The organism is Amycolatopsis cihanbeyliensis (assembly GCF_006715045.1).
GTDB classification, from domain to species: domain Bacteria; phylum Actinomycetota; class Actinomycetes; order Mycobacteriales; family Pseudonocardiaceae; genus Amycolatopsis; species Amycolatopsis cihanbeyliensis.
Window position 1 is genome coordinate 242,399 of the sequence record NZ_VFML01000002.1, and the last position, 18,829, is coordinate 261,227.

An 18,829-nucleotide genomic window follows, 5' to 3' on the forward strand; every position below is an offset into this window, starting at 1 on the left:
TGCCGGGTGGTTTCCTTGACCCCGGGATGGCGACCCGGTGAACATTCCTCGACATTCCCAGCGATCTTGGCGGGTACGCGGCAGTATCTCGCGCGTGGGTGAATCGCCGAATCCCGTCCGTTTCGCCTTCCAGCCGTTGTACAGCCTGAACACCGGTGGGGTGGTGGCGCTGGAGGCGCTGGCCCGCCCACCGGCAGGCCAGGTACGAGACCTGCTCGCCGGCGCCCTGCGCAAGGGCAGGCTGGTGCAGGTCGACATCACGCTGGCCGCGCAGGCCGTCGACGAGGAAGCGCGACACCAGACGCTACTGCCGTTGCATCTGAACGTCACCGCGTGCACCGCGGCCGCACCGGCCGCCGTGTTCGATCCGCTGCTCAAGGCGCTGGCCAACATCGGCAGGCGCCCCCGCGAGGTCGTGCTCGAGGTCGGCCCGCCGTTCCACGGCGTCGCCCAGGCCGCGTTGCGCGAGGGTATGCAACGGCTCGCCGAGCTCGGTTTCCGGCTGGCCTTCGACGGCCTCGGCCGCGGGGACCTGCCGCTGGATCTGCTCGCCTCCACCCCCGTGGACCTGGTGAAGCTCGATCGCACGCTACTGAACCGGTTGCCCGAGGAGCCCGCCGCGGTCGCCGTGATCGAGGGGCTCACGCACTACGCCAGCCGCATGGAGCTGCGGCTGGTCGCGACCGGGATCGAGAACACCGAGCAGCTCACCGCCACGCGCAGGCTGGGGGTGCGGATCGCGCAGGGCAACCTGCTCAAGGCCGCCGGGGAGTCCGGCTCGTGGACCGGGCCGCTCAGCCCGGCCACGCCGGAGGCCGCGGACCAGACCGGCCCGATCGTCGCGTCCTCCGGGTCGACCCCGCGGGTGGCGGACTTCCTCCGCCCTGCCACGACCCTGCCGGCCACCGCGACCTGCGAGGAGGTCCGTGACGTGCTGGTGGACAACGACGCACCGACCGGGATCGTCGGGCTGGACGAGCAGCAGCGGCCGCAGTGGTCGATCGACCGTAGCCGGTTCCTCATCGCGGTCACCGGGCCGTACGGGCACGCGCTGCACGCCAAGCGGTCGGCCTCCCGGCTGGCCGACCCCCCGCACATGATCCGCGCCGACGCGGGCGCGCTGGAACTGCTGAACCTGGTCAACGACGCGGACTGGGGCCGTACCGGGGACGACGTGGTGGTGACCGACGGGCAGGGCCGCTGCCTCGGCGTGGTGCTGGTCACCGAGGTGGTGCGCGGCGTCGCCGAGTCCAAGATCGAGGAGGCCGCCGCGCTCAGCCCGCTCACCAGGCTGCCCGGCAGCGACACCCTCGCGCGCGACGTCGACCGCCGGATCGCGGGACACGAGGCGATGGTGGTGGCCTGGCTGGACATCGACGCGTTCAAGGTCGTCAACGACACGGTCGGCTTCGCCGCGGGCGACGACCTGATCCGGGATGTCGGCAGGGCGCTGACCGAACTCGTCGGCGACCTGGACCGGCTGACCGTCAGCCATGTGGGCGGGGACGACTTCCTGCTCGCCTGCGAGGTGGACGAGATCGCCGTGGTCGCCAACCGCATGCTGGACGCGACCTGGACGATCGAGGGCATGACGATCACCGTCTCGCTGGCCAGCCTGGCCTGCGCCAGCGGCTCCATCTCCTCCTACCGTGAGGTCTCCCGGATGCTGGCGCCGCTGAAGAAACGGGCCAAGGACGTCGGCGGGTCGAGCTGGGTGCTCGGCAGGCCGGGCTCGGAACGAGTGGAGGTGTTGCGCGGCCTGGGCAGGCACGGCCTGGACACCCGCCGCCCCGCCAGCTAGTGCCGCAACGCCCTGAACGTGGCGTTCGAGACGCTCAGCGTCGCGAACGTGGCGTTCGGGACATCTGACGTCCGGAAAGCCACGTTCAGGGCACTTGGCTAGCCGGTGACCGGGATGAAGCCGGACTCGTAGGCGCGGATCACCGCCTGGGTGCGGTCCCGGGCGCCGAGCTTGGCCAGCAGGTTGCCGACGTGGGTCTTGACCGTCTGCACGCCGAGGTAGAGCTCGCCGGCGATTTCCACGTTGGACAGCCCCTTGGCCATCAGTCGCAGCACATCGGCCTCCCGCTCGGTCAACCCGGCTTCGGCGAGCCGGTCGAGGCCCGCACCGGGGCTGTGCCGCGCCGCCAGCCTGCGGATGGCGGAGGGGAACAGCAGCGACTCCCCGGCGGCGACCGAGCGCACCGCGGCGACGATCTCCTCCGGACGGGCGCGTTTGAGCAGGAAGCCGCTGGCGCCGGCGCGCAGGGCGTCGTAGACGTAGTCGTCGTTCTCGAAGGTGGTCACCACGACCACCTTGGGCGGCGCGTCCAGTACGGACATCAGGTGCTCGGTCGCCCTGATCCCGTCCACCGAGGGCATGCGCACGTCCATCAGCACCACGGCCGGGCGCAGCCTGCTCACCAGGCCGGGTACCTCGGCGCCGTCGGCCGCCTCCCCGACCACCGCGAGGTCCGGCTCCACATCCAGGACCGCGCGCAGCCCCGCTCGGACCAGTTGCTCGTCATCGACCAGCAGGATGCCGATCGGGTCCGCTTCGGTCACGTGCCATTCCCCCGCTCCGTGTGTGTCGGCAGCCGGACGGCCACCTCCCAGGTGTCGTCCACCCGGCCCGCGCGCAGGTCGCCGCCGAGGATCTCGGCCCGCTCGGCCACGCCGCGCAGGCCGCGGCCGCCCCTGGTGCGTCCCGACCCGCTCGCCGCGGCGGGCGCGTCCGTGGCGACGGGGTTGGTCACGATCAACTCCAGCTCACCCGCCTCGGCGGCCACTCGCAGTTCGACCGGAACCTTACCGGCGTGCCGGAGCACGTTGGTAAGGCATTCCTGGACGATCCGGTAGGCCTCCCTCGAAATCACCTGCGGCACGGACTCGAGGTCGTCCGGCAGCCGCGCGTTGATCGTGACGCCTGCCATCCTGGTGGCCGACAGCAGCGCGGGCAGGTCGGTGAGCCCGGCGGGGACGGCCTTGCCTGCCGGTTCCTCGCGCAGCACGCCGAGCACGTAGTCCAGGTCGTCCAGCGCGGCGCGGGCGGAGTCCTCGACGGCCCGCAGCGCCTGCTCGGCCACCTCGGGGTCGGCGCCGAGGGTGCGGCGGGCGGCGCCGGCCTGGATGGTCACCACGCTCAGCGCGTGCCCGACCGAGTCATGCAACTCGCGGGCCAGCCGATTACGCTCGGTCAGTGTCTCGGTCTGCCGCTCCAGTTCCGCGATGCGCTCCCCGGCCGACAGCCCGAGCAGCAGCTTCGCCGCGCGGGCCAGTAGCGCGCCGGAACCCGCGACCACGTAGAACAGCGCCAGCACCATCAGCAGCAGCACAAGCGGGATCCACGAGCTCTCCCACCCGCGAGGCACGTCCTCCCCCTCGCCGAAACCGGTCCGCCCGGTGAACGGGGCGGCCACCGACAGCGCGAACATCAGCGGCACGTAGAGGCTCAGGAAACTGACCGCGCCGCCGAGCAGCACGTGCAGCATGAACATCGCGCTGGAGCGCAGCCGGGCAGGCCAGCTCTTGGCCGGCCCGAAGGTGACCCCCGGCACCGGATCGTCCAGCAGTTCCCGGATCGCCGTGCCCTCCAGCACCCGGACCGCCGGGATGAACGAGGACAGCAGCATCGCGCCGAGCACGGCGATCGTCGCGGTGATCACGGCCGTGCCGGTGCCCCCCGCGTCCAGCGTCAGCAGGGAGGGCAGCGCCACGGTCGCGAACAGCACGTACGGCACGAGCAGGGCACCGCCGAGGATCAGATACGCCCATCGACGGTAGGTCGAGGCACTCGCCACCGGGCCGAACAACCGCCGCACCACCACGGGACGATCGTCGCAGACCGGCCCGCGCACCGCCTCCCTCCACTGCGGGAACGACCCTGGTACCGCCGAGGGAACTCGCACGGCGTGCCGGCACCCTATTGCCGGCACGGGTCTCGAGAGCTGTCGATAGCACTGCGTTCCGGCGTTCCGGCGCTACCGCGGAATTCGATCGGCAGGCGTTAACTTCGGACCGGTTTTGGCACGCCCGAGCGATTACCCGAACGCACTTCATATTCCCCCATTTCTCTTATTTCGCCGCCGGGGGTGGCCGCGTAGAGTTGCGGCCTGCACTCGAGCCGACACCGACAGCGTTCGTCCGTTCGGGTGTGAGCCGAGGAGGTGACCCCCTGTGCCAGCGGATGCCGGACGGCTCCGCAACGGCCCGCTCCACGAGATCTTCTGGACCAGGACGGGCCTGCTGCTCCTCAGCCTGCTGCTGATTTCCGGCGCCTCCATGGTGCTGGCCAGCACCATGGAGGACGGCGCGGCGAAGGACTTCGTCAACGCGGTGGGCTCCGGAACACTCATCACGGCGGTGGTCGGTTTCGGTCAGACCCTCATCACCGCGACCGCGGCCCGGCGTGCCCTGGTGACGCCGGTGGTCCAGGAGAGCAGGCGGGCGCTGCAGGAGCTCAGTGCCGAGTACCGGTCGCTGAACAAGGAGTTCTTCCCGACCGACGTGTTCGAGGCGAGCACGGAGCCGAACCCGGCGTTCAACAAGGTGATGATGCGCGACTTGCGGGACACCAAGCAGTACTTCTTCCGCGGCTTCTCCGGCCGGCACGCCGCCGCGCGCTTGCTGCTCTCGCACGCCGAGCGGGAGCTGCGCGTGGTCATCGCCGACCCGCGGGACAACACCACGGTCGGCGGCAGGACGCGCTACCTGCTGCGGCACGAGGGCGCCGAGGCCGACTTCGACGCGATCCAGAAGCGGCTCGACGACGAGATCTGGATGGGGCTCGTCGGCCTCTACCTCGCCCGCAGCCGCTGCACCAGGGTGGACATCACCGTGCTCGCGGACCCACCGCTGGACCGGCTGGAACTGTTCGACGGCAGCGCCTGGATCACGCTGTACAGCAACGCCGCCGAGGCCAGCACGCTGTACCCGCGGACGCTGCGCTTCTCCGAGGGCTCGTTCATCTACGGCATGGAACGCACGGAGTTCCTCCGGTTGTGCAACTCGCGGACCGAACGCCATTTTCAGTTGACCCCGAATACCACCGAGCGCGATTTCCTCGTGCTTTTCGAACAGATCACGGGATGGCGCCCGACGGAGCAACAGTTCCAGGACCTGACGGCCGCTTTCCACGCCTTCCTACAAGAATTCTCCATCGCCGCCGAAATCGGGAGCTGATAATCTTGCTGACTCGCCTGCCCCTGCTCGCCGGTCTGGCCGAAGAGTTGCGCAGCGCCGAGTTTCCCCTGACCGAGCACTGGCGCACGGTCGACGCGTGGTTCCAGGAGCTGCTGGCCCCGTGCGACCTGCGCACGGAGTTGGTCGACTACCTGCGCGACCTGCCGGACGAGGAGGCGGCCACCGTCACCGCCCGGTCCAGGGAGACGACCACGCACTTCGCCTGGTGCCTGCTGGACCGGCCGGGCGATCCGTTCTCCTTCTGGCTGCACGAGTACAAGCCGCAGCGCGACTGGCGGCAGGGCTATGCGGACTCGGTGCACAACCACAGGTATCACTTCTGCACCACGATTCTGCACGGCGCCTACGAGCACGAGCGGTACGAAACCGAGCTGGATCCGGACAGCAGGCTGATCCGGTCGGCCGCGCTGCGCCGGCGGACCCTGTGCCGGGCGGGTGCGGCCGGCGCGGTACTGGCGCACGAGTTCCACCGGATCCCGCGCGCCGCCGACGACACCATGACGTTCCTGGTGAAGTCACGCCCAGTAACCGAATGGAGTCTCTCTTACGATCCTGCCACCGGAACGAGCCATCGACACGTACCCGTCGAGAGCCGATTGGGGGCATTGATCCAGCGAATCTGAATACAACAGCGCGCTGAGACGTCTACGATCGCACTCCACCCGCCCGTAAGGTTGGCCGGGATCGGAGGGGACCATGCGCGCTCACAACACCATCGCCACAAGCACGGATCATACCGACAGTACGGTGCCCCAGGCCGCGCTCGCGGTGATCGAGCACCGTGTGCGGCAGCTCTGCCTGCGCTACGCCGAACGGCTGCCGTTCCACGGCTGGCATCACGTCGATTTCGTGCGCAGCAAGGCGGTGGAGTTCGCCGAGCAGAACGGCTCGGACGTGGCCGTGGTGGAAGCGGCCGCACTGCTGCACGACGTGAACTACCTGGTGCTGCGCAACTCGCCCGCGGCCGCCGGTCGTGACCTGCGGATGGGCGTGCTGGCCGACGCCGCCGTCCCGACCGCCTGCGCCCGGTGGATCGACGAGATCATCGACGAGGCCGAAATGGCCACCCGCGGCCGGCACATCTCGGTGGAGGCGCAGGCGCTCAGCGACGCGGACACGCTGTTCAAGGCGCTGCCGGTGACCCCCGTAGTCCTGGCGCACCGGTACCTGCACGAGAACGGGGTCAGCCTCCGCGAGCTGGCACACAAGATCGTCGGCGAGCAGTGCGACGTCCACGACGAGGGGTACTACTTCTACAACCCCGAGGCCGCGGCGACCTACTCACGCTGGGCGATGGCCAACCTCGAACTCTGGCAGTGCATCAAGGAGTCCCTCGACGACCCGGCCGTCGAGCATCTGCTCACCCAGCTCCCCCACGCCTCCTGACCGCGCCGGCTAGACCGTGAAGCCGAGGGCGCGGAGCTGCTCGCGGCCGTCCTCGGTGATCTTCTCCGGGCCCCACGGGGGCATCCAGACCCAGTTGATCCGGTAATCCTTGACCAAACCGGAGCCGCCGGTGAGCACCGAGGCGGTCTGGTCCTCGATCACATCGGTCAGCGGGCAGGCCGCCGAGGTCAGGGTCATATCGATGGTCGCCGTGTTGTCCTGCTCCACCCGGATGTCATAGACCAGCCCCAGGTCGACCACGTTGATACCGAGCTCGGGGTCGACCACGTCCCGCATGGCCTCCTCGACGTCCTCGACCTTGGCCACGTCGGCCGTCTCGGCGGCCGGACGCACCTGCTCGGGCAGGTCCTCCGCGGTACGTCCCTCGCGATGCGCGTCGGCCTCGGTCCGGGTCCGGGTCTGGGTCTGGGTCTGTTCCTCACTCATCAGACGTGCACTCCGTTCGATGTGGCCTTGTTCGTAGTCTGGCCCAGTGCGTCCTTGAAGGCCATCCAGCCGAGCAGCGCGCACTTCACCCGCGCCGGGTACTTCGCCACGCCGGCGAAGGCGATGCCGTCGTCCAGCACGTCCTCGTCCGGCTCGACCTGGCCGCGTCCCTGCATCAGCTCGACGAAGGCCTCCATCGTCGTCAACGCCTCTTCCACCGTGTGCCCGACGACCAGATCCGTCAAGACGGAGGTGGCGGCCTGGCTGATCGAGCATCCCTGCCCCTCGTAGGACACGTCCGCGACCCGCTCGCCGTCCAGCTTCACGCGCAGGGTCACCTCGTCCCCGCAGGTCGGGTTGACCTGGAACGACTCGGCGTCGAACGGATCCCGCAGGCCGCGACCGTGCGGGTTCTTGTAGTGGTCCAGGATGATCTCCTGGTACATGCTCTCCAACTGCATCGCCGCGACCTACCCGTCCACCCCGAAGAAACGCTGTGCCTCGCGCACGCCGTTCACCAGCTCATCCACTTCGGACAGATCGTTGTACAGGTAGAACGACGCGCGCACGCTGGCGGGCACGCCGAGTCTACGGTGCAGCGGCCAGGCACAGTGATGCCCCACCCGGACCGCGATACCGAGACTGTCCAGCACCTGCCCGGCATCGTGCGGGTGCACCCCGTCGACGGCGAAGGACACCGCGCCGCCGCGGTGCGCCAGATCGGTCGGGCCGACGATGCGCACCCCGGGGTTCTCCCCGAGCCCGGCCAGCGCCGCCCCGGTGAGCTCGCGCTCGTGTGCCGCGATGCGGTCCATGCCGATCTCGGTGAGGTAGTCCACCGCGGCGCCGAGACCGACCGCCTGGGAGGTCATCGGCACCCCGGCCTCGAACCGCTGCGGTGGTGGGGCGAAGGTCGAGCCCTCCATCCGCACCATCTCGATCATCGAGCCGCCGGTGAGGAACGGCGGCATCGCCTCGAGCAGCTCGCGCCGGCCGTAGAGCACGCCGATTCCGGCGGGCCCCAGCATCTTGTGCCCGGAGAACACCGCGAAGTCCACCCCGAGCTCCCCCAGGTCCACCGGGGCATGCGGCACCGACTGGCAGGCGTCCAGCACGGTCAGCGCACCGACCTGCCTCGCCCGCCGCACGATCGGCTCGGCCGGGTTCACCGTGCCGAGCACGTTGGACTGGTGGGTGAACGCCACCACCTTGGTGCGCTCGGTCACCAGCTCGTCGATGCCGGAAAGGTCCAGCCTGCCGTCGTCGGTCACCCCGAACCAGCGCAGGGTCGCGCCGGTGCGCTGGCACACCTGCTGCCAGGGCACCAGGTTCGCGTGGTGCTCCATCTCGGTCACCACGACCTCGTCCCCCGGCCCGAGGACGAACCGCTCGGACTCCGCCCCCGCCGTGGCGGCGTTGCTCATCGCGTAGGCGACCAGGTTGACGCCCTCGGTGGCGTTCTTGGTGAACACCAGCTCGCCGGGGGTCGCACCGACGAAGTCCGCGATCCGTACCCGGGCCGCCTCGTAGGCGTCGGTGGCCTCCTCGGCGAGCTGGTGCGCACCGCGGTGCACGGCCGCGTTCGAGGTCTCCAGGAACCGCCGCTCGGCGTCCAGCACCTGGGCCGGACGCTGCGAGGTCGCACCGGAGTCCAGGTACACCAACGGCTTCCCGTCCCGCACCGTGCGGGACAGGATCGGAAAGTCGGCGCGCAGCGTCGCGACGTCCAGCGGCGAGTCAGCAAGGTCAGACGCAGTGGTGGTCATCGCGCCAACTCCTCTCTCCGTACTCGCGCTCAGGCCGGTGCCTTGTCGGCCTTCTCGGTGTACTTGACGTAGCCGCTCTCCTCCAGCTCGTCGGCCAGCTCGGCACCGCCGGACTCGACGATCCGACCACCGGCGAACACATGCACCCGGTCGGCCTTGACGTGCTTGAGGATCCGGGTGTAGTGCGTGATCAGCATGACGCCGACCTCGTTGCTGGCCGCGAACTCGTTGACGCCCTGGGACACCACGCGCAGCGCGTCCACGTCCAGGCCGGAGTCGGTCTCGTCCAGGATCGCGATCTTCGGCTTGAGCAGGTTCAGCTGCAGGATCTCGTGCCGCTTCTTCTCCCCACCGGAAAAGCCCTCGTTCACGCTGCGCTCGGCGAAGTCGGGCGAGATGTCCAGTTTGGACATCTCCTCCTTGACCTCCTTGACCCAGTGCCGCAGCTTCGGTGCCTCACCGCGCACGGCGGTGGCCGCGGAGCGCAGGAAGTTCGACATCGAGACGCCCGGCACCTCGACCGGGTACTGCATGGCGAGGAACAGGCCGGCGCGGGCGCGTTCGTCGACGCTCATCTCCAGCACGTTCTCGCCGTCCAGCAGCACCTCGCCGGAGGTCACCTCGTACTTCGGGTGGCCGGCGACGGCGTAGGACAGGGTCGACTTGCCGGAGCCGTTCGGGCCCATGATCGCGTGGATCTCGCCCGAGCGGACCGTCAGGTCGACGCCCTTGAGGATCTCCTTGCTGCCCTCGTCGGTGACGACGCTGGCGTGCAGGTCCTTGATTTCCAGAGTGGCCATGTCTTCTTCTATCCGTCTTTCTCGTGGCGGGGGCCCGTCAGGCGCCGACCGCTTCCAGTTCGGCTTCGATCGCGGCTTCCAGGCGCTCGCGGACCTCGGGAACGTCGATCTTCATCAGGATCTCGTGGAAGAACCCGCGCACCACCAGTCGCCGCGCCTGCTCCTCGGGGACGCCCCGCGACTGCAGGTAGAACAACTGCTCGTCGTCGAACCTTCCCGTGGCGCTGGCGTGCCCGGCACCGGTGATCTCGCCGGTCTCGATCTCCAGGTTCGGCACCGAGTCGGCCCTGGCTCCCTCGGTGAGCACCAGGTTGCGGTTCAACTCGAAGGTGTCGGTGGCCTCGGCGGCCGCGCGGATCAGCACGTCCCCGATCCACACCGCGTGCGCGCCGTCGCCCTGCAACGCGCCCTTGTAGACCACGTTGGACTTGCAGTTCGCCACCGCGTGATCGACGAAAAGGCGGTGCTCCTGGTGCTGGCCCGCGTCGGCGAAGTACAGGCCGAGCATCTCCACGTCGCCACCCTTGTCGGCGAAGGTCGCGGTCGGCGAGACCCGAACCAGGTCGCCGCCGAGGGTGACCACGATGTGCCTGAGCGTCGCGTCCCGGCCGAGCCGCAGGTGCTGCTCGGAGACGTGCACCGCGTCATCGGCCCAGTCCTGCACGCTGACCACGGTCAGCTTCGCGGAGTCGCCGATGACGAACTCCACGTTGTCCGCGTAGGTACCGGAGCCCACGTGGTCGAGCACCACGACCCCTTCGGCGAAGGGCTCCAGCCGGACCTGCAGGTGCCCGTAGGCGGTCTTGCCCTCGCCAGGCCCGGTCAGCCGCAGCACGGTCGGCTTCGAGGTCTTGGTCTCCTTCGGCACGGTCACCAGGGTCGCGGCGGGGAAGGAGGTGTAGGCCTGCGCCGCGATCCGGTCGCTGGGCTCACCCGCCTCGCCGAGCCGGGTGTCGTCACGGGCGAGGGTCTCCACGACCACCTCGGGCGCGGCCTCGGTGTCCACTGTGACCTCGCCGGAAGTGACCGCGGAGCCGTCGTGCAGGCCCCGCAGCCGCTTCATCGGCGTGAACCGCCAGTTCTCCTCACGGCCGCTGGGCACCTCGAACGCCTCGACGTCGTAGGAGGTGAACCGCTCCCCACGGGAGGCCTGTGGCACCACAGGCTCCTCCCGCATGGCGGAGGCAACGTTGTTCTCAGCCACCGTCATGTCAGCCGACGGCTCCTTCCATCTGCAGTTCGATCAGGCGGTTCAGCTCCAGCGCGTACTCCATCGGGAGCTCACGCGCGATCGGCTCGACGAACCCGCGCACCACCATCGCCATCGCCTCGTCCTCGGTGAGACCGCGCGACATCAGGTAGAACAGCTGGTCCTCGCTCACCTTGGAGACGGTCGCCTCGTGGCCCATGGACACATCGTCGTTGCGGATGTCCACGTAGGGGTAGGTGTCCGACCGGGACACGGTGTCCACCAGCAGCGCGTCGCACTTCACCGTGGACCGGGAGTGATGCGCCCGCTTGGCCACCTTCACCAGGCCACGGTAGGAGGTGCGGCCGCCGCCCCGCGCCACCGACTTGGAGACGATGGTCGAGGAGGTGTGCGGCGCGAGGTGCTCCATCTTCGCGCCCGCGTCCTGGTGCTGGCCCTCACCGGCGAAGGCGACCGAGAGCACCTCGCCCTTGGCGTGCTCGCCCATCAGGAACACCGAGGGGTACTTCATGGTGACCTTGGAGCCGATGTTGCCGTCGACCCACTCCATGGTGGCGCCCTCTTCGGCCTTGGCCCGCTTGGTGACCAGGTTGTACACGTTGTTCGACCAGTTCTGGATGGTCGTGTACCGGCAGCGGCCGCCCTTCTTCACGATGATCTCCACGACCGCGGAGTGCAGCGAGTCGGACTGGTAGATCGGCGCCGTGCAGCCCTCGACGTAGTGCACGTAGGCACCCTCGTCGACGATGATCAGCGTGCGCTCGAACTGGCCCATGTTCTCGGTGTTGATCCGGAAGTAGGCCTGCAGCGGGATGTCCACGTGCACGCCCTTCGGCACGTAGATGAACGAGCCGCCGGACCAGACCGCGGTGTTCAGCGCGGAGAACTTGTTGTCACCGGCCGGGATGACCGAGCCGAAGTACTCCCGGAACAGCTCCGGGTGCTCGCGCAGCCCGGTGTCGGTGTCCATGAAGATGACGCCCTGCTGCTCCAGGTCCTCCCGGATCTGGTGGTAGACCACCTCGGACTCGTACTGCGCGGCGACGCCGGCGACCAGACGCTGCTTCTCCGCCTCCGGGATGCCGAGCCTGTCGTAGGTGTTCTTGATGTCCTCGGGCAGGTCCTCCCAGCTGGTCGCCTGCTGCTCGGTCGACCGCACGAAGTACTTGATCGTGTCGAAGTGGATCCCGGAAAGGTCCGCGCCCCAATTTGGCATCGGCTTGCGGTCGAAAAGCTTGAGCGCCTTCAGGCGCGCGTCACGCATCCACTCGGGCTCGGACTTCTTCGCCGAGATGTCGCGGACGACATCCTCGTCGACGCCGCGGCGCGCGCTGGCGCCCGCGGTGTCGGAGTCGGCCCAGCCGTAAGCGTACTTGCCAAGGGAGTCAATGGTCTCTTCCTGGCTCAGTGGCGCTGTGGTGGGAGTGCGCTGCTCGGCAGCGGCAGTCATGCGGGATTCCCTCCATTCGCAGATCCTGCGTTCCGTCTCTCCGGCCGCTTCGCGTCCGGGTTACCCGCCGGGGAGACGGGTACGTGCGTGGTGCACGCGGCATCCCCGCGTGCGATCGTCGCCAGCCGCTGCACGTGCGTTCCGAGCAGCCGCGCGAAGGCCTCTGTCTCGGCCTCGCATAGCTGCGGGAACTCGGCTGCGACGTGGGCGACCGGGCAGTGGTGTTGGCAGAGCTGCTCGCCCACGCCGACCTGACGAGTCGACGCAGCGTAACCCTCCCTGGTCAGTGCCGCCGCGAGGGCCTCCGCCCTTGCCGACGGCTCGCTCGCGCGGGCCACGGCCTCCCGGTGTGGTTCGACCAGTGAGGCCATCCGGCGCTGCGCGAACGTGCGTACCGCCTCCTCGCCCCCGTGCTCGGCGAGGAACCGGATCGCCGCCACGGCCAGGTCGTCGTAGGCGTGCCCGAACCTGGCCCTGCCGGACTCGGTGAGCAGGAACTGCTTCGCCGGCCTACCGCGGCCACGCGGACCGCGCCGGGAAGCCTGCCGTGTCTCCGCCTCGCCGTCGGTGAGCAGGGCGTCCAGGTGCCTGCGTACCGCGGTCGGGCTGATCCCCAACTGCTCGGCAACCGCGACCGCCGTCATCGGCCCCTGCTCCAGCAGTAGCCTGGCGACCTCGTGCCGGGTCCGCCCTTCGGCCGTGACCTGGGCAGGGACCGCACCGTCCACGGGGCGGCCGGTCTCGCCGCCTCCCTGGTCCGGAGCTTCCTGCTTTTTCACAACATAAGTGTGTCGTATTTCCGGGCGAAGGGCAAAGATCGAGGGACCGGTGGTGACCTGACTCACGAGCCGGACCGGATGGATACAGTTCTCCCGTGGCTGTTGGCAAGGACGAGGCGCGGCGGCGTGCCGGGGAGGGCTCGGGGAAGGACACCGACCGAGCGGATGACGACCCGGTCGCCACCCGCTCGCCGGTCCGGCCGCGGACGGCCGGGCCGCTGGACGACGCCGAGCAACGCGCGTTCCGGGTGGTGCGCTACGTCGGCACCGTGGGCGCGCTGTTCCTCGCCTTCGGCTCGCTCGGCGCCGGGGCGGCACCGGTGATCAACCCGGTGCTCGAGGTCCCGGTGCTGCGGGTGTTCGCCCGGATCCCGACGGTCTCGCTGGCGATCGCCTTCGCCGGCATGGGCCTGCTGGTGTTCGGCTGGCTGATGCTCGGCCGGTTCGCGCGGCCGACCCGTGCCCGGCTGGCCAGCCGGGCACAGCTGCACCGCACGCTGGCCATGTGGGTAACGCCGCTGCTGCTGATCCCGCCGCTGTTCTCCCGGGACATCTACAGCTACCTGGCGCAGAGCGAGATCGTGCACCGCGGGATGGACCCGTACTCGCTGGGACCCGCCGAGGCCCTCGGTGTCGGCGACCCGCTCACCATGGGCGTTTCCAACATGTGGCGGGAGACGCCCGCGCCCTACGGCCCGCTGTTCCTGCAGATCGGCAGCTGGCTGTCCGCGCTGGTGGGCTACGACGTGGCCACCGGCGTACTGCTGCACCGCGCGGTCGCGCTGCTCGGGGTCGGGCTGATCGTGTGGGCGCTGCCCCGGCTGGCCCACCGCTTCGGCGTGCAGCCGGCGACCGCGCTCTGGCTCGGTGCTCTCAACCCCCTGGTGCTGTTCCACCTGATCGCCGGGGCGCACAACGAGGCACTCGCGATCGGGCTGATGGTGGCCGGGCTGGAGATCGGCATCCGACGACTACCGATCCGGGTGAAGGGCGACACGCCACCGCCACTGGCACGCGGGGAACTGCCGTTCATCGTGCTCGGTGCGACCGTCATCACCCTCGGCGCGATGGTGAAACTGAACGCGGTCTGGGCGCTCGGCTTCTTCGGCGTGATGATCGCCAGGCGCTGGCACGGCCGGATCGTGGACCTGTTGCGGGCGGCCGCGCTGATGACCGCGGTCTGCGCCGTGGTCACCGTGGCGGTGAGCCTGGGCACCGGGCTCGGCTTCGGCTGGATCGGCGCCCTGCTGAACACCGCGGGCCTGGTGTGGAGCTGGATCTCCCCGGTCACCGAACTGGCCCAGGTCGGCGGCATCCTCGGGATCGCGCTCGGGCTGGGCAACCACACCGGGGCGTTGGTGGCCATCCTCGGGATGCTCGGCTACGGGGCCGGCGTCCTGATCACCATCAAGTTCCTCTGGGACAGCTTCCGCTGGCGCTACCGTCCGATCATCGGGCTCGGCGTCTCGCTCGGTGCCACCGCGATGCTGATGGTGTCCATGCAGCCGTGGTACCTGCTCTGGGCCGTGATCCCGCTGGCGGCCTCGGCGGGCACCTCGCGATTCCGGGTGGCGGCGACCGCGGTGAGCGTCGTGCTGCCGTTCCTGATCCCGCCCACCGGCAGTACCTTCGACGGCCGGGCCTACGTCCTGCCGCAGGCCTACCTCGCCGGCGGCGTGGTGGTCCTGCTCACCCTGCTTCTGATCCGCCGTACCGCGCCCATGCTGCTGGAACGGCCCAAGCGGACGCCGCACGTGGCGAAGCCGGACCACGCCGTACCCTAGGAATCTGTGACAGAGCGTCCGAGAACCGCTGGGACCTGCGGTGGCGAGCGGAAGAACGCGCGCTCGGCGCAGCCCACGAGCGGCGAGGCGGGACGTACGACCCGCGGCGGTGACGACGACCGCGACCGGAGTCCGAGCCCCGCCGAGCCGATCGTGTCGGACGTTTCCGGACAGGCACGGAGTGCACCTGCCGTCGAGATCACCGGGCTGGTGAAACGCTTCGGTTCCACCACCGCCGTCGACGGCCTCGACCTGGACATGCCCCGTGGCAGCCTACTCGCCCTGCTGGGGCCGAACGGCGCTGGAAAGACCACCACGGTCGAGACCTGCGAAGGGTTCCTGTGCCCGGACGCCGGGACGGTCCGGGTCCTCGGCCTCGACCCGGTGCGCGAAAGCGCCGCGCTGCGCCCCCGGATCGGGGTCATGCCGCAGGGGGGCGGCGCCTACCCCGGCGTGCGGGCCGAGGAGATGCTGCGGCTGGTGGCCACCTGCGCCGCGCGGCCGCTTGACGTCGGCTGGCTGCTGGAGGTGCTCGGCCTCGGCGCGGCGCGGCGGGTCCCGTTCAAACGCCTTTCCGGCGGGCAGCAGCAACGGCTGTCCCTGGCCTGTGCCCTGGTCGGCCGGCCGGAACTGGTGTTCCTGGATGAGCCGACCGCCGGGATGGACCCGCAGGCGCGCAGGCTGGTCTGGGAGTTGCTCGGCGCGCTACGCGCGGACGGGGTGAGTGTGTTGCTCACCACCCACCTGATGGAAGAGGCCGAAGCGCTGGCGGACGAGGTGGTGATCATCGACGGTGGCCGGGTGGTCGTGCGTGGCACGCCGAGCACCCTGACCGCCGAACGAGCCGAGGCCGCGCAACTGCGGTTCCGGGCGCGACCCGGTCTGGACACCGGGCTGCTGGCGGCGGCGCTTCCCGAGGGTTACCTGGTCCACGAGTCCGCGCCGGGTGCGTATCGGGTGGAGGGCACCGTCGATCCGCAGGTGGTCTCCACCGTGACGGCGTGGTGCGCGCGGCACGGGGTGCTGGCCGAGGAGCTGCAGGTGGGCAGGCGGAACCTGGAGGAGGTCTTCCTCGAGCTGACCGGAAAGGAGCTGCGAGGATGACCACCGTGACCCGCACGGCCGACGAGGCTCGCTTCTCCCCCGGCACCTTCACCCCGGCACCGGGGCGAGGCGGCCTCGGCCGGATGCTGCTCGCGCACGCCAGGGTGGAAGCCGCCATGACCCTGCGGCACGGGGAGCAGGTGCTGCTCACCCTGCTGATCCCGCTGGCGCTGCTGCTCGGCCTCACCCTGCTGGACATCCTGCCCACCGGCGACCTCGACACGACGTCCAAAGTGGACTGGGTGACGCCACGGATCCTGGCGCTGGCCGTGATGTCCTCGGCATTCACCGGCCAGGCCATCGCGCTCGGCTTCGACCGCCGCTACGGCGTGCTGAAACGGCTCGCCGCCACCGCGCTGCCCCGCTGGCTGCTGGTCGCGGGCCGGGTGGTCGCGGCGCTCGTGGTGGTGGCACTGCAGATGCTGGTGCTCGGCGTGGTGGCGAGCATGCTCGGATGGTCTCCCTCCACCGCGGGGCTGCTGTCCGCGGTGTTGCTGGTGGTCCTCGGCACCCTCGCCTTCGGGGCGCTCGGTGTGCTGCTCGGCGGGTCGCTGCGGGCCGAGGCGGTGCTGGCGCTGGCCAACGTGGTCTGGTTCGTGCTGCTGCTGGCCGGCGGCATCCTGCTCGCCCCGGCGGCCCTGCCGGGACCGGCCGCGGACATCGTGCTGCTCCTGCCGTCCGGAGCGCTCGCCGAGGGCCTGCGCTCGGCGCTGGTCGACGGCGCCTTCGCCGGCTACCCACTGCTGGTACTGGCCGGCTGGGGCGTGCTCGCCGCCGCCGTCGCCACTCGCACTACCCGGTTGACCTAGGAAACTGCATGAACGTGTCCTCGCTCTCGTCACTCGTCGCCCGCCTGCCGTACCCCTCGACCGCGGCCCGGCGGGCCATCGCGATCGCCGCGATCGTCACCCAGGGCGGGATCGGGGTCACCGGTTCCGTCGTGCGGGTCACCGGCTCCGGCCTCGGCTGCCCGACCTGGCCACAGTGCGTCTCCGGCAGCATGTTCCCGGTGGAGCATCCCGAGTACGCCGCGCTGAACCAGTGGATCGAGTTCGGCAACCGACTGCTGACCGGCGTGGTGATCCTGGTCGCGGCGCTGTGCGTGCTGGCGGCGTGGCGGATCAAGCTGGAGCAACCGAGCCGGGGGCGACTGCTCGCGCTCGCCTGGACCATGCCACTCGGCGTGGTCTCCCAGGCCGTGATCGGCGGGATCACGGTGCAGATGGAGCTGCTGTGGTGGACGGTGGCGCTCCACTTCCTTGCCTCGACCCCGCTGGTATGGCTGGCCGTGCTGCTGCACCGCGCGTTCCGCGAGGGGGACGAGCCGCCGCGGTGGCGGGTGCCGGTGGCCGGGCGTCGGCTGCTGGTCGCGCTCGTCGTCTCGCTGGGCTGCATCCTGGTGGCCGGGACCACGGTGACCGGGGCGGGTCCGCACGGCGGGGATCCGGACACGCCACGGCTACAGGCGCCGATCGAGACGCTCGCGCAGGTCCACGGCGGCTTCCTGGTGCTGTACCTGCTGGTGCTGGCGCTGTTCGGCCTGCTGCTGTGGCGGATCGGGGCCGGCGTGCGGCTGTGGAAGCCCTACGGCGTCACCTGGCTGGTCGCGCTGGCCCAGGGCGGCCTCGGCACGCTGCAGTACGCTCTCGGTGTCCCCGAGGCACTGGTCTCCTTCCACGTCCTCGGCTCCGCGCTGGTGATCGTCGCCACGGCCACGCTGTGGTGCGCCGCCCGCGACCGGGGTCCCGTCCCGACCCGGCCCGCGGCCCCGGCGGAAACCGAGCCCGCCACCGTCGGCTGAGCGCCGGCAAGCAAGGCGTCATGCGGTCGTAAGACACGGGCGACATTCTCGCCAGCACCTGCGGTTAGGCTTGGCTTGCCGGACATGACGTCCCCGATGTCCGGTTCGGTTTCGTTTACCCGTCCCCCCGATTCGAGGTCACACCGAACCATGAGCGTCACATCCTCCCCTGCCGACCAGCGGAGCAACCCCAAACCCCTCGTCTCGGGCGAGCGTTCCGCCGCCCAGATGATCGTCCTGAAAACCTTCCTGCTGGTCCCGTTCGTCGCCTTGCTCGCGGCGATCCCGCTCGCGTGGGGATGGGGGATCCACTGGGTGGACGTGGTGCTTGCCATCGCCTTCTACACGATCGCGACGCTCGGGGTGACGGTCGGCTACCACCGCTACTTCACGCACGGGGCGTTCAAGGCCAGCCGCCCGTTGCGGATCGCGCTGGCTATCGCGGGCAGCATGGCGGTGCAGGGTTCGGTCATCTTCTGGGTGGCCAGCCACCGGCGGCACCATGCCTTCGCCGACCGGGAGGGCGACCCGCACTCTCCGTGGCTGTTCGGCAGCTCGCCGGTCGCGCTGGCGCGCGGGTTCTGGCACGCGCACATGGGTTGGATGTTCCGGCGGGAGGTCACCAACTACGACCGGTTCGCCCCCGATCTGGTCGCCGACTCCGACCTGCGCATGGTGAACCGCTACTTCGCGCTGTGGATCGTGCTCAGCCTCGGGCTGCCTGCCGCGCTCGGCGGGCTGCTCACCTGGTCGCTGTGGGGGGCGGTGACCGCGTTCTTCTGGGCGGGGCTGGTGCGGATCGCGTTCCTGCACCACGTGACCTGGTCGGTCAACTCGATCTGTCACATGGTCGGTTCCCGCCCGTTCGCCAGCAGGGACAAGGCGGCGAACTTCTGGCCGCTGGCGATCCTGTCCATGGGCGAGTCCTGGCACAATTCCCACCACGCTGACCCGACCTGCGCGCGGCACGGGGTGCTGCGTGGTCAGATCGACATCTCCGCCCGGCTGATCTGGCTGTTCGAGAAGTTCGGCTGGGCCCGCAACGTCCGCTGGCCCAAACCCGAACGCTTCGCCGCCAAACGCGTCACCCCGGCCTGACC

18 protein-coding genes are annotated in these 18,829 nt (G+C 70.0%); 9 read left to right on the top strand and 9 right to left on the bottom strand.

Going from position 1 to position 18,829, the window contains the following annotated elements:
- Positions 1 to 94 precede the first annotated feature (94 nt).
- Positions 95 to 1,801, top strand: a complete 1,707-nt coding sequence (locus tag FB471_RS29620) for a GGDEF domain-containing protein (protein ID WP_142002987.1) — start codon at positions 95 to 97, stop codon at positions 1,799 to 1,801.
- 98 nt (positions 1,802 to 1,899) lie between these two features.
- On the opposite strand, the gene FB471_RS29625 is transcribed toward FB471_RS29620, so the two are convergent.
- Together FB471_RS29625 and FB471_RS29630 are read right to left on the bottom strand one after the other, a co-directional pair.
- Positions 1,900 to 2,565, bottom strand: coding sequence for a response regulator (locus tag FB471_RS29625; RefSeq protein WP_170221050.1), 666 nt, complete (start codon positions 2,563 to 2,565; stop codon positions 1,900 to 1,902).
- Positions 2,562 to 3,824 (bottom strand): sensor histidine kinase, encoded by a 1,263-nt coding sequence (locus tag FB471_RS29630; RefSeq protein ID WP_170221091.1) that lies wholly within the window; start codon positions 3,822 to 3,824, stop codon positions 2,562 to 2,564. Before FB471_RS29630 ends, FB471_RS29625 begins: the two co-directional genes overlap by 4 nt.
- 352 nt (positions 3,825 to 4,176) lie before the next feature.
- Between FB471_RS29630 and FB471_RS29635 the strand changes: the two genes are divergently transcribed.
- The 3 genes from FB471_RS29635 (at position 4,177) to FB471_RS29645 (ending at position 6,588) form a co-directional block, all read left to right on the top strand.
- Entirely contained in the window at positions 4,177 to 5,181 is a 1,005-nt protein-coding gene (locus tag FB471_RS29635) for a hypothetical protein (protein WP_142002989.1), read from the top strand.
- 5 nt (positions 5,182 to 5,186) lie between these two features.
- A complete protein-coding gene (locus FB471_RS29640; protein ID WP_142002991.1) occupies positions 5,187 to 5,825 on the top strand; it encodes a hypothetical protein in 639 nt (212 codons plus the stop codon).
- A gap of 73 nt (positions 5,826 to 5,898) precedes the next feature.
- Positions 5,899 to 6,588 (top strand): HD domain-containing protein, encoded by a 690-nt coding sequence (locus tag FB471_RS29645; protein ID WP_170221051.1) that lies wholly within the window; start codon positions 5,899 to 5,901, stop codon positions 6,586 to 6,588.
- Between the two features lie 9 nt (positions 6,589 to 6,597).
- Here FB471_RS29645 and FB471_RS29650 read toward each other — a convergent pair whose 3' ends face one another.
- From FB471_RS29650 to FB471_RS29680, 7 genes are read right to left on the bottom strand one after another with little or no spacing between them, the layout of a single operon-like run.
- Positions 6,598 to 7,035: a metal-sulfur cluster assembly factor gene (locus FB471_RS29650; RefSeq protein WP_142002994.1), complete on the bottom strand. Its 438-nt coding sequence runs from the start codon at positions 7,033 to 7,035 to the stop codon at positions 6,598 to 6,600.
- On the bottom strand, positions 7,035 to 7,496 hold the full coding sequence (gene sufU, locus FB471_RS29655; protein ID WP_142002996.1) for a Fe-S cluster assembly sulfur transfer protein SufU: 462 nt from the start codon (positions 7,494 to 7,496) through the stop codon (positions 7,035 to 7,037). Before sufU ends, FB471_RS29650 begins: the two co-directional genes overlap by 1 nt.
- A 9-nt stretch (positions 7,497 to 7,505) precedes the next feature.
- Positions 7,506 to 8,801: a cysteine desulfurase gene (locus FB471_RS29660; RefSeq protein ID WP_142002998.1), complete on the bottom strand. Its 1,296-nt coding sequence runs from the start codon at positions 8,799 to 8,801 to the stop codon at positions 7,506 to 7,508.
- A gap of 29 nt (positions 8,802 to 8,830) precedes the next feature.
- Complete coding sequence (gene sufC / locus FB471_RS29665) at positions 8,831 to 9,601, bottom strand: Fe-S cluster assembly ATPase SufC (RefSeq protein WP_142002999.1); 771 nt, start codon at positions 9,599 to 9,601, stop codon at positions 8,831 to 8,833.
- Positions 9,602 to 9,638: 37 nt separating this feature from the next.
- Complete coding sequence (sufD, locus tag FB471_RS29670) at positions 9,639 to 10,811, bottom strand: Fe-S cluster assembly protein SufD (RefSeq protein WP_142003001.1); 1,173 nt, start codon at positions 10,809 to 10,811, stop codon at positions 9,639 to 9,641.
- A gap of 1 nt (position 10,812) precedes the next feature.
- Positions 10,813 to 12,261: a Fe-S cluster assembly protein SufB gene (sufB, locus tag FB471_RS29675; protein ID WP_142003003.1), complete on the bottom strand. Its 1,449-nt coding sequence runs from the start codon at positions 12,259 to 12,261 to the stop codon at positions 10,813 to 10,815.
- Complete coding sequence (locus tag FB471_RS29680; protein ID WP_211358289.1) at positions 12,258 to 13,040, bottom strand: helix-turn-helix transcriptional regulator; 783 nt, start codon at positions 13,038 to 13,040, stop codon at positions 12,258 to 12,260. The genes sufB and FB471_RS29680 overlap by 4 nt, the downstream gene beginning before the upstream one ends.
- Before the next feature lie 218 nt (positions 13,041 to 13,258).
- Between FB471_RS29680 and mptB the strand changes: the two genes are divergently transcribed.
- The 5 genes from mptB to FB471_RS29705 all read left to right on the top strand — a co-directional run bounded on the left by mptB (position 13,259) and on the right by FB471_RS29705 (position 18,827).
- The gene (mptB, locus tag FB471_RS29685) at positions 13,259 to 14,824 is read left to right on the top strand and encodes a polyprenol phosphomannose-dependent alpha 1,6 mannosyltransferase MptB (protein WP_142003898.1); all 1,566 of its coding nucleotides are present in this window, start codon (positions 13,259 to 13,261) and stop codon (positions 14,822 to 14,824) included.
- A gap of 153 nt (positions 14,825 to 14,977) precedes the next feature.
- Complete coding sequence (locus FB471_RS29690) at positions 14,978 to 15,928, top strand: ABC transporter ATP-binding protein (protein WP_142003899.1); 951 nt, start codon at positions 14,978 to 14,980, stop codon at positions 15,926 to 15,928.
- A complete protein-coding gene (locus tag FB471_RS29695; RefSeq protein WP_142003005.1) occupies positions 15,925 to 16,737 on the top strand; it encodes an ABC transporter permease in 813 nt (270 codons plus the stop codon). Before FB471_RS29690 ends, FB471_RS29695 begins: the two co-directional genes overlap by 4 nt.
- Before the next feature lie 8 nt (positions 16,738 to 16,745).
- Positions 16,746 to 17,729: a COX15/CtaA family protein gene (locus tag FB471_RS29700; RefSeq protein ID WP_142003007.1), complete on the top strand. Its 984-nt coding sequence runs from the start codon at positions 16,746 to 16,748 to the stop codon at positions 17,727 to 17,729.
- Between the two features lie 150 nt (positions 17,730 to 17,879).
- Complete coding sequence (locus FB471_RS29705) at positions 17,880 to 18,827, top strand: acyl-CoA desaturase (protein ID WP_142003009.1); 948 nt, start codon at positions 17,880 to 17,882, stop codon at positions 18,825 to 18,827.
- Positions 18,828 to 18,829: the final 2 nt, after the last annotated feature.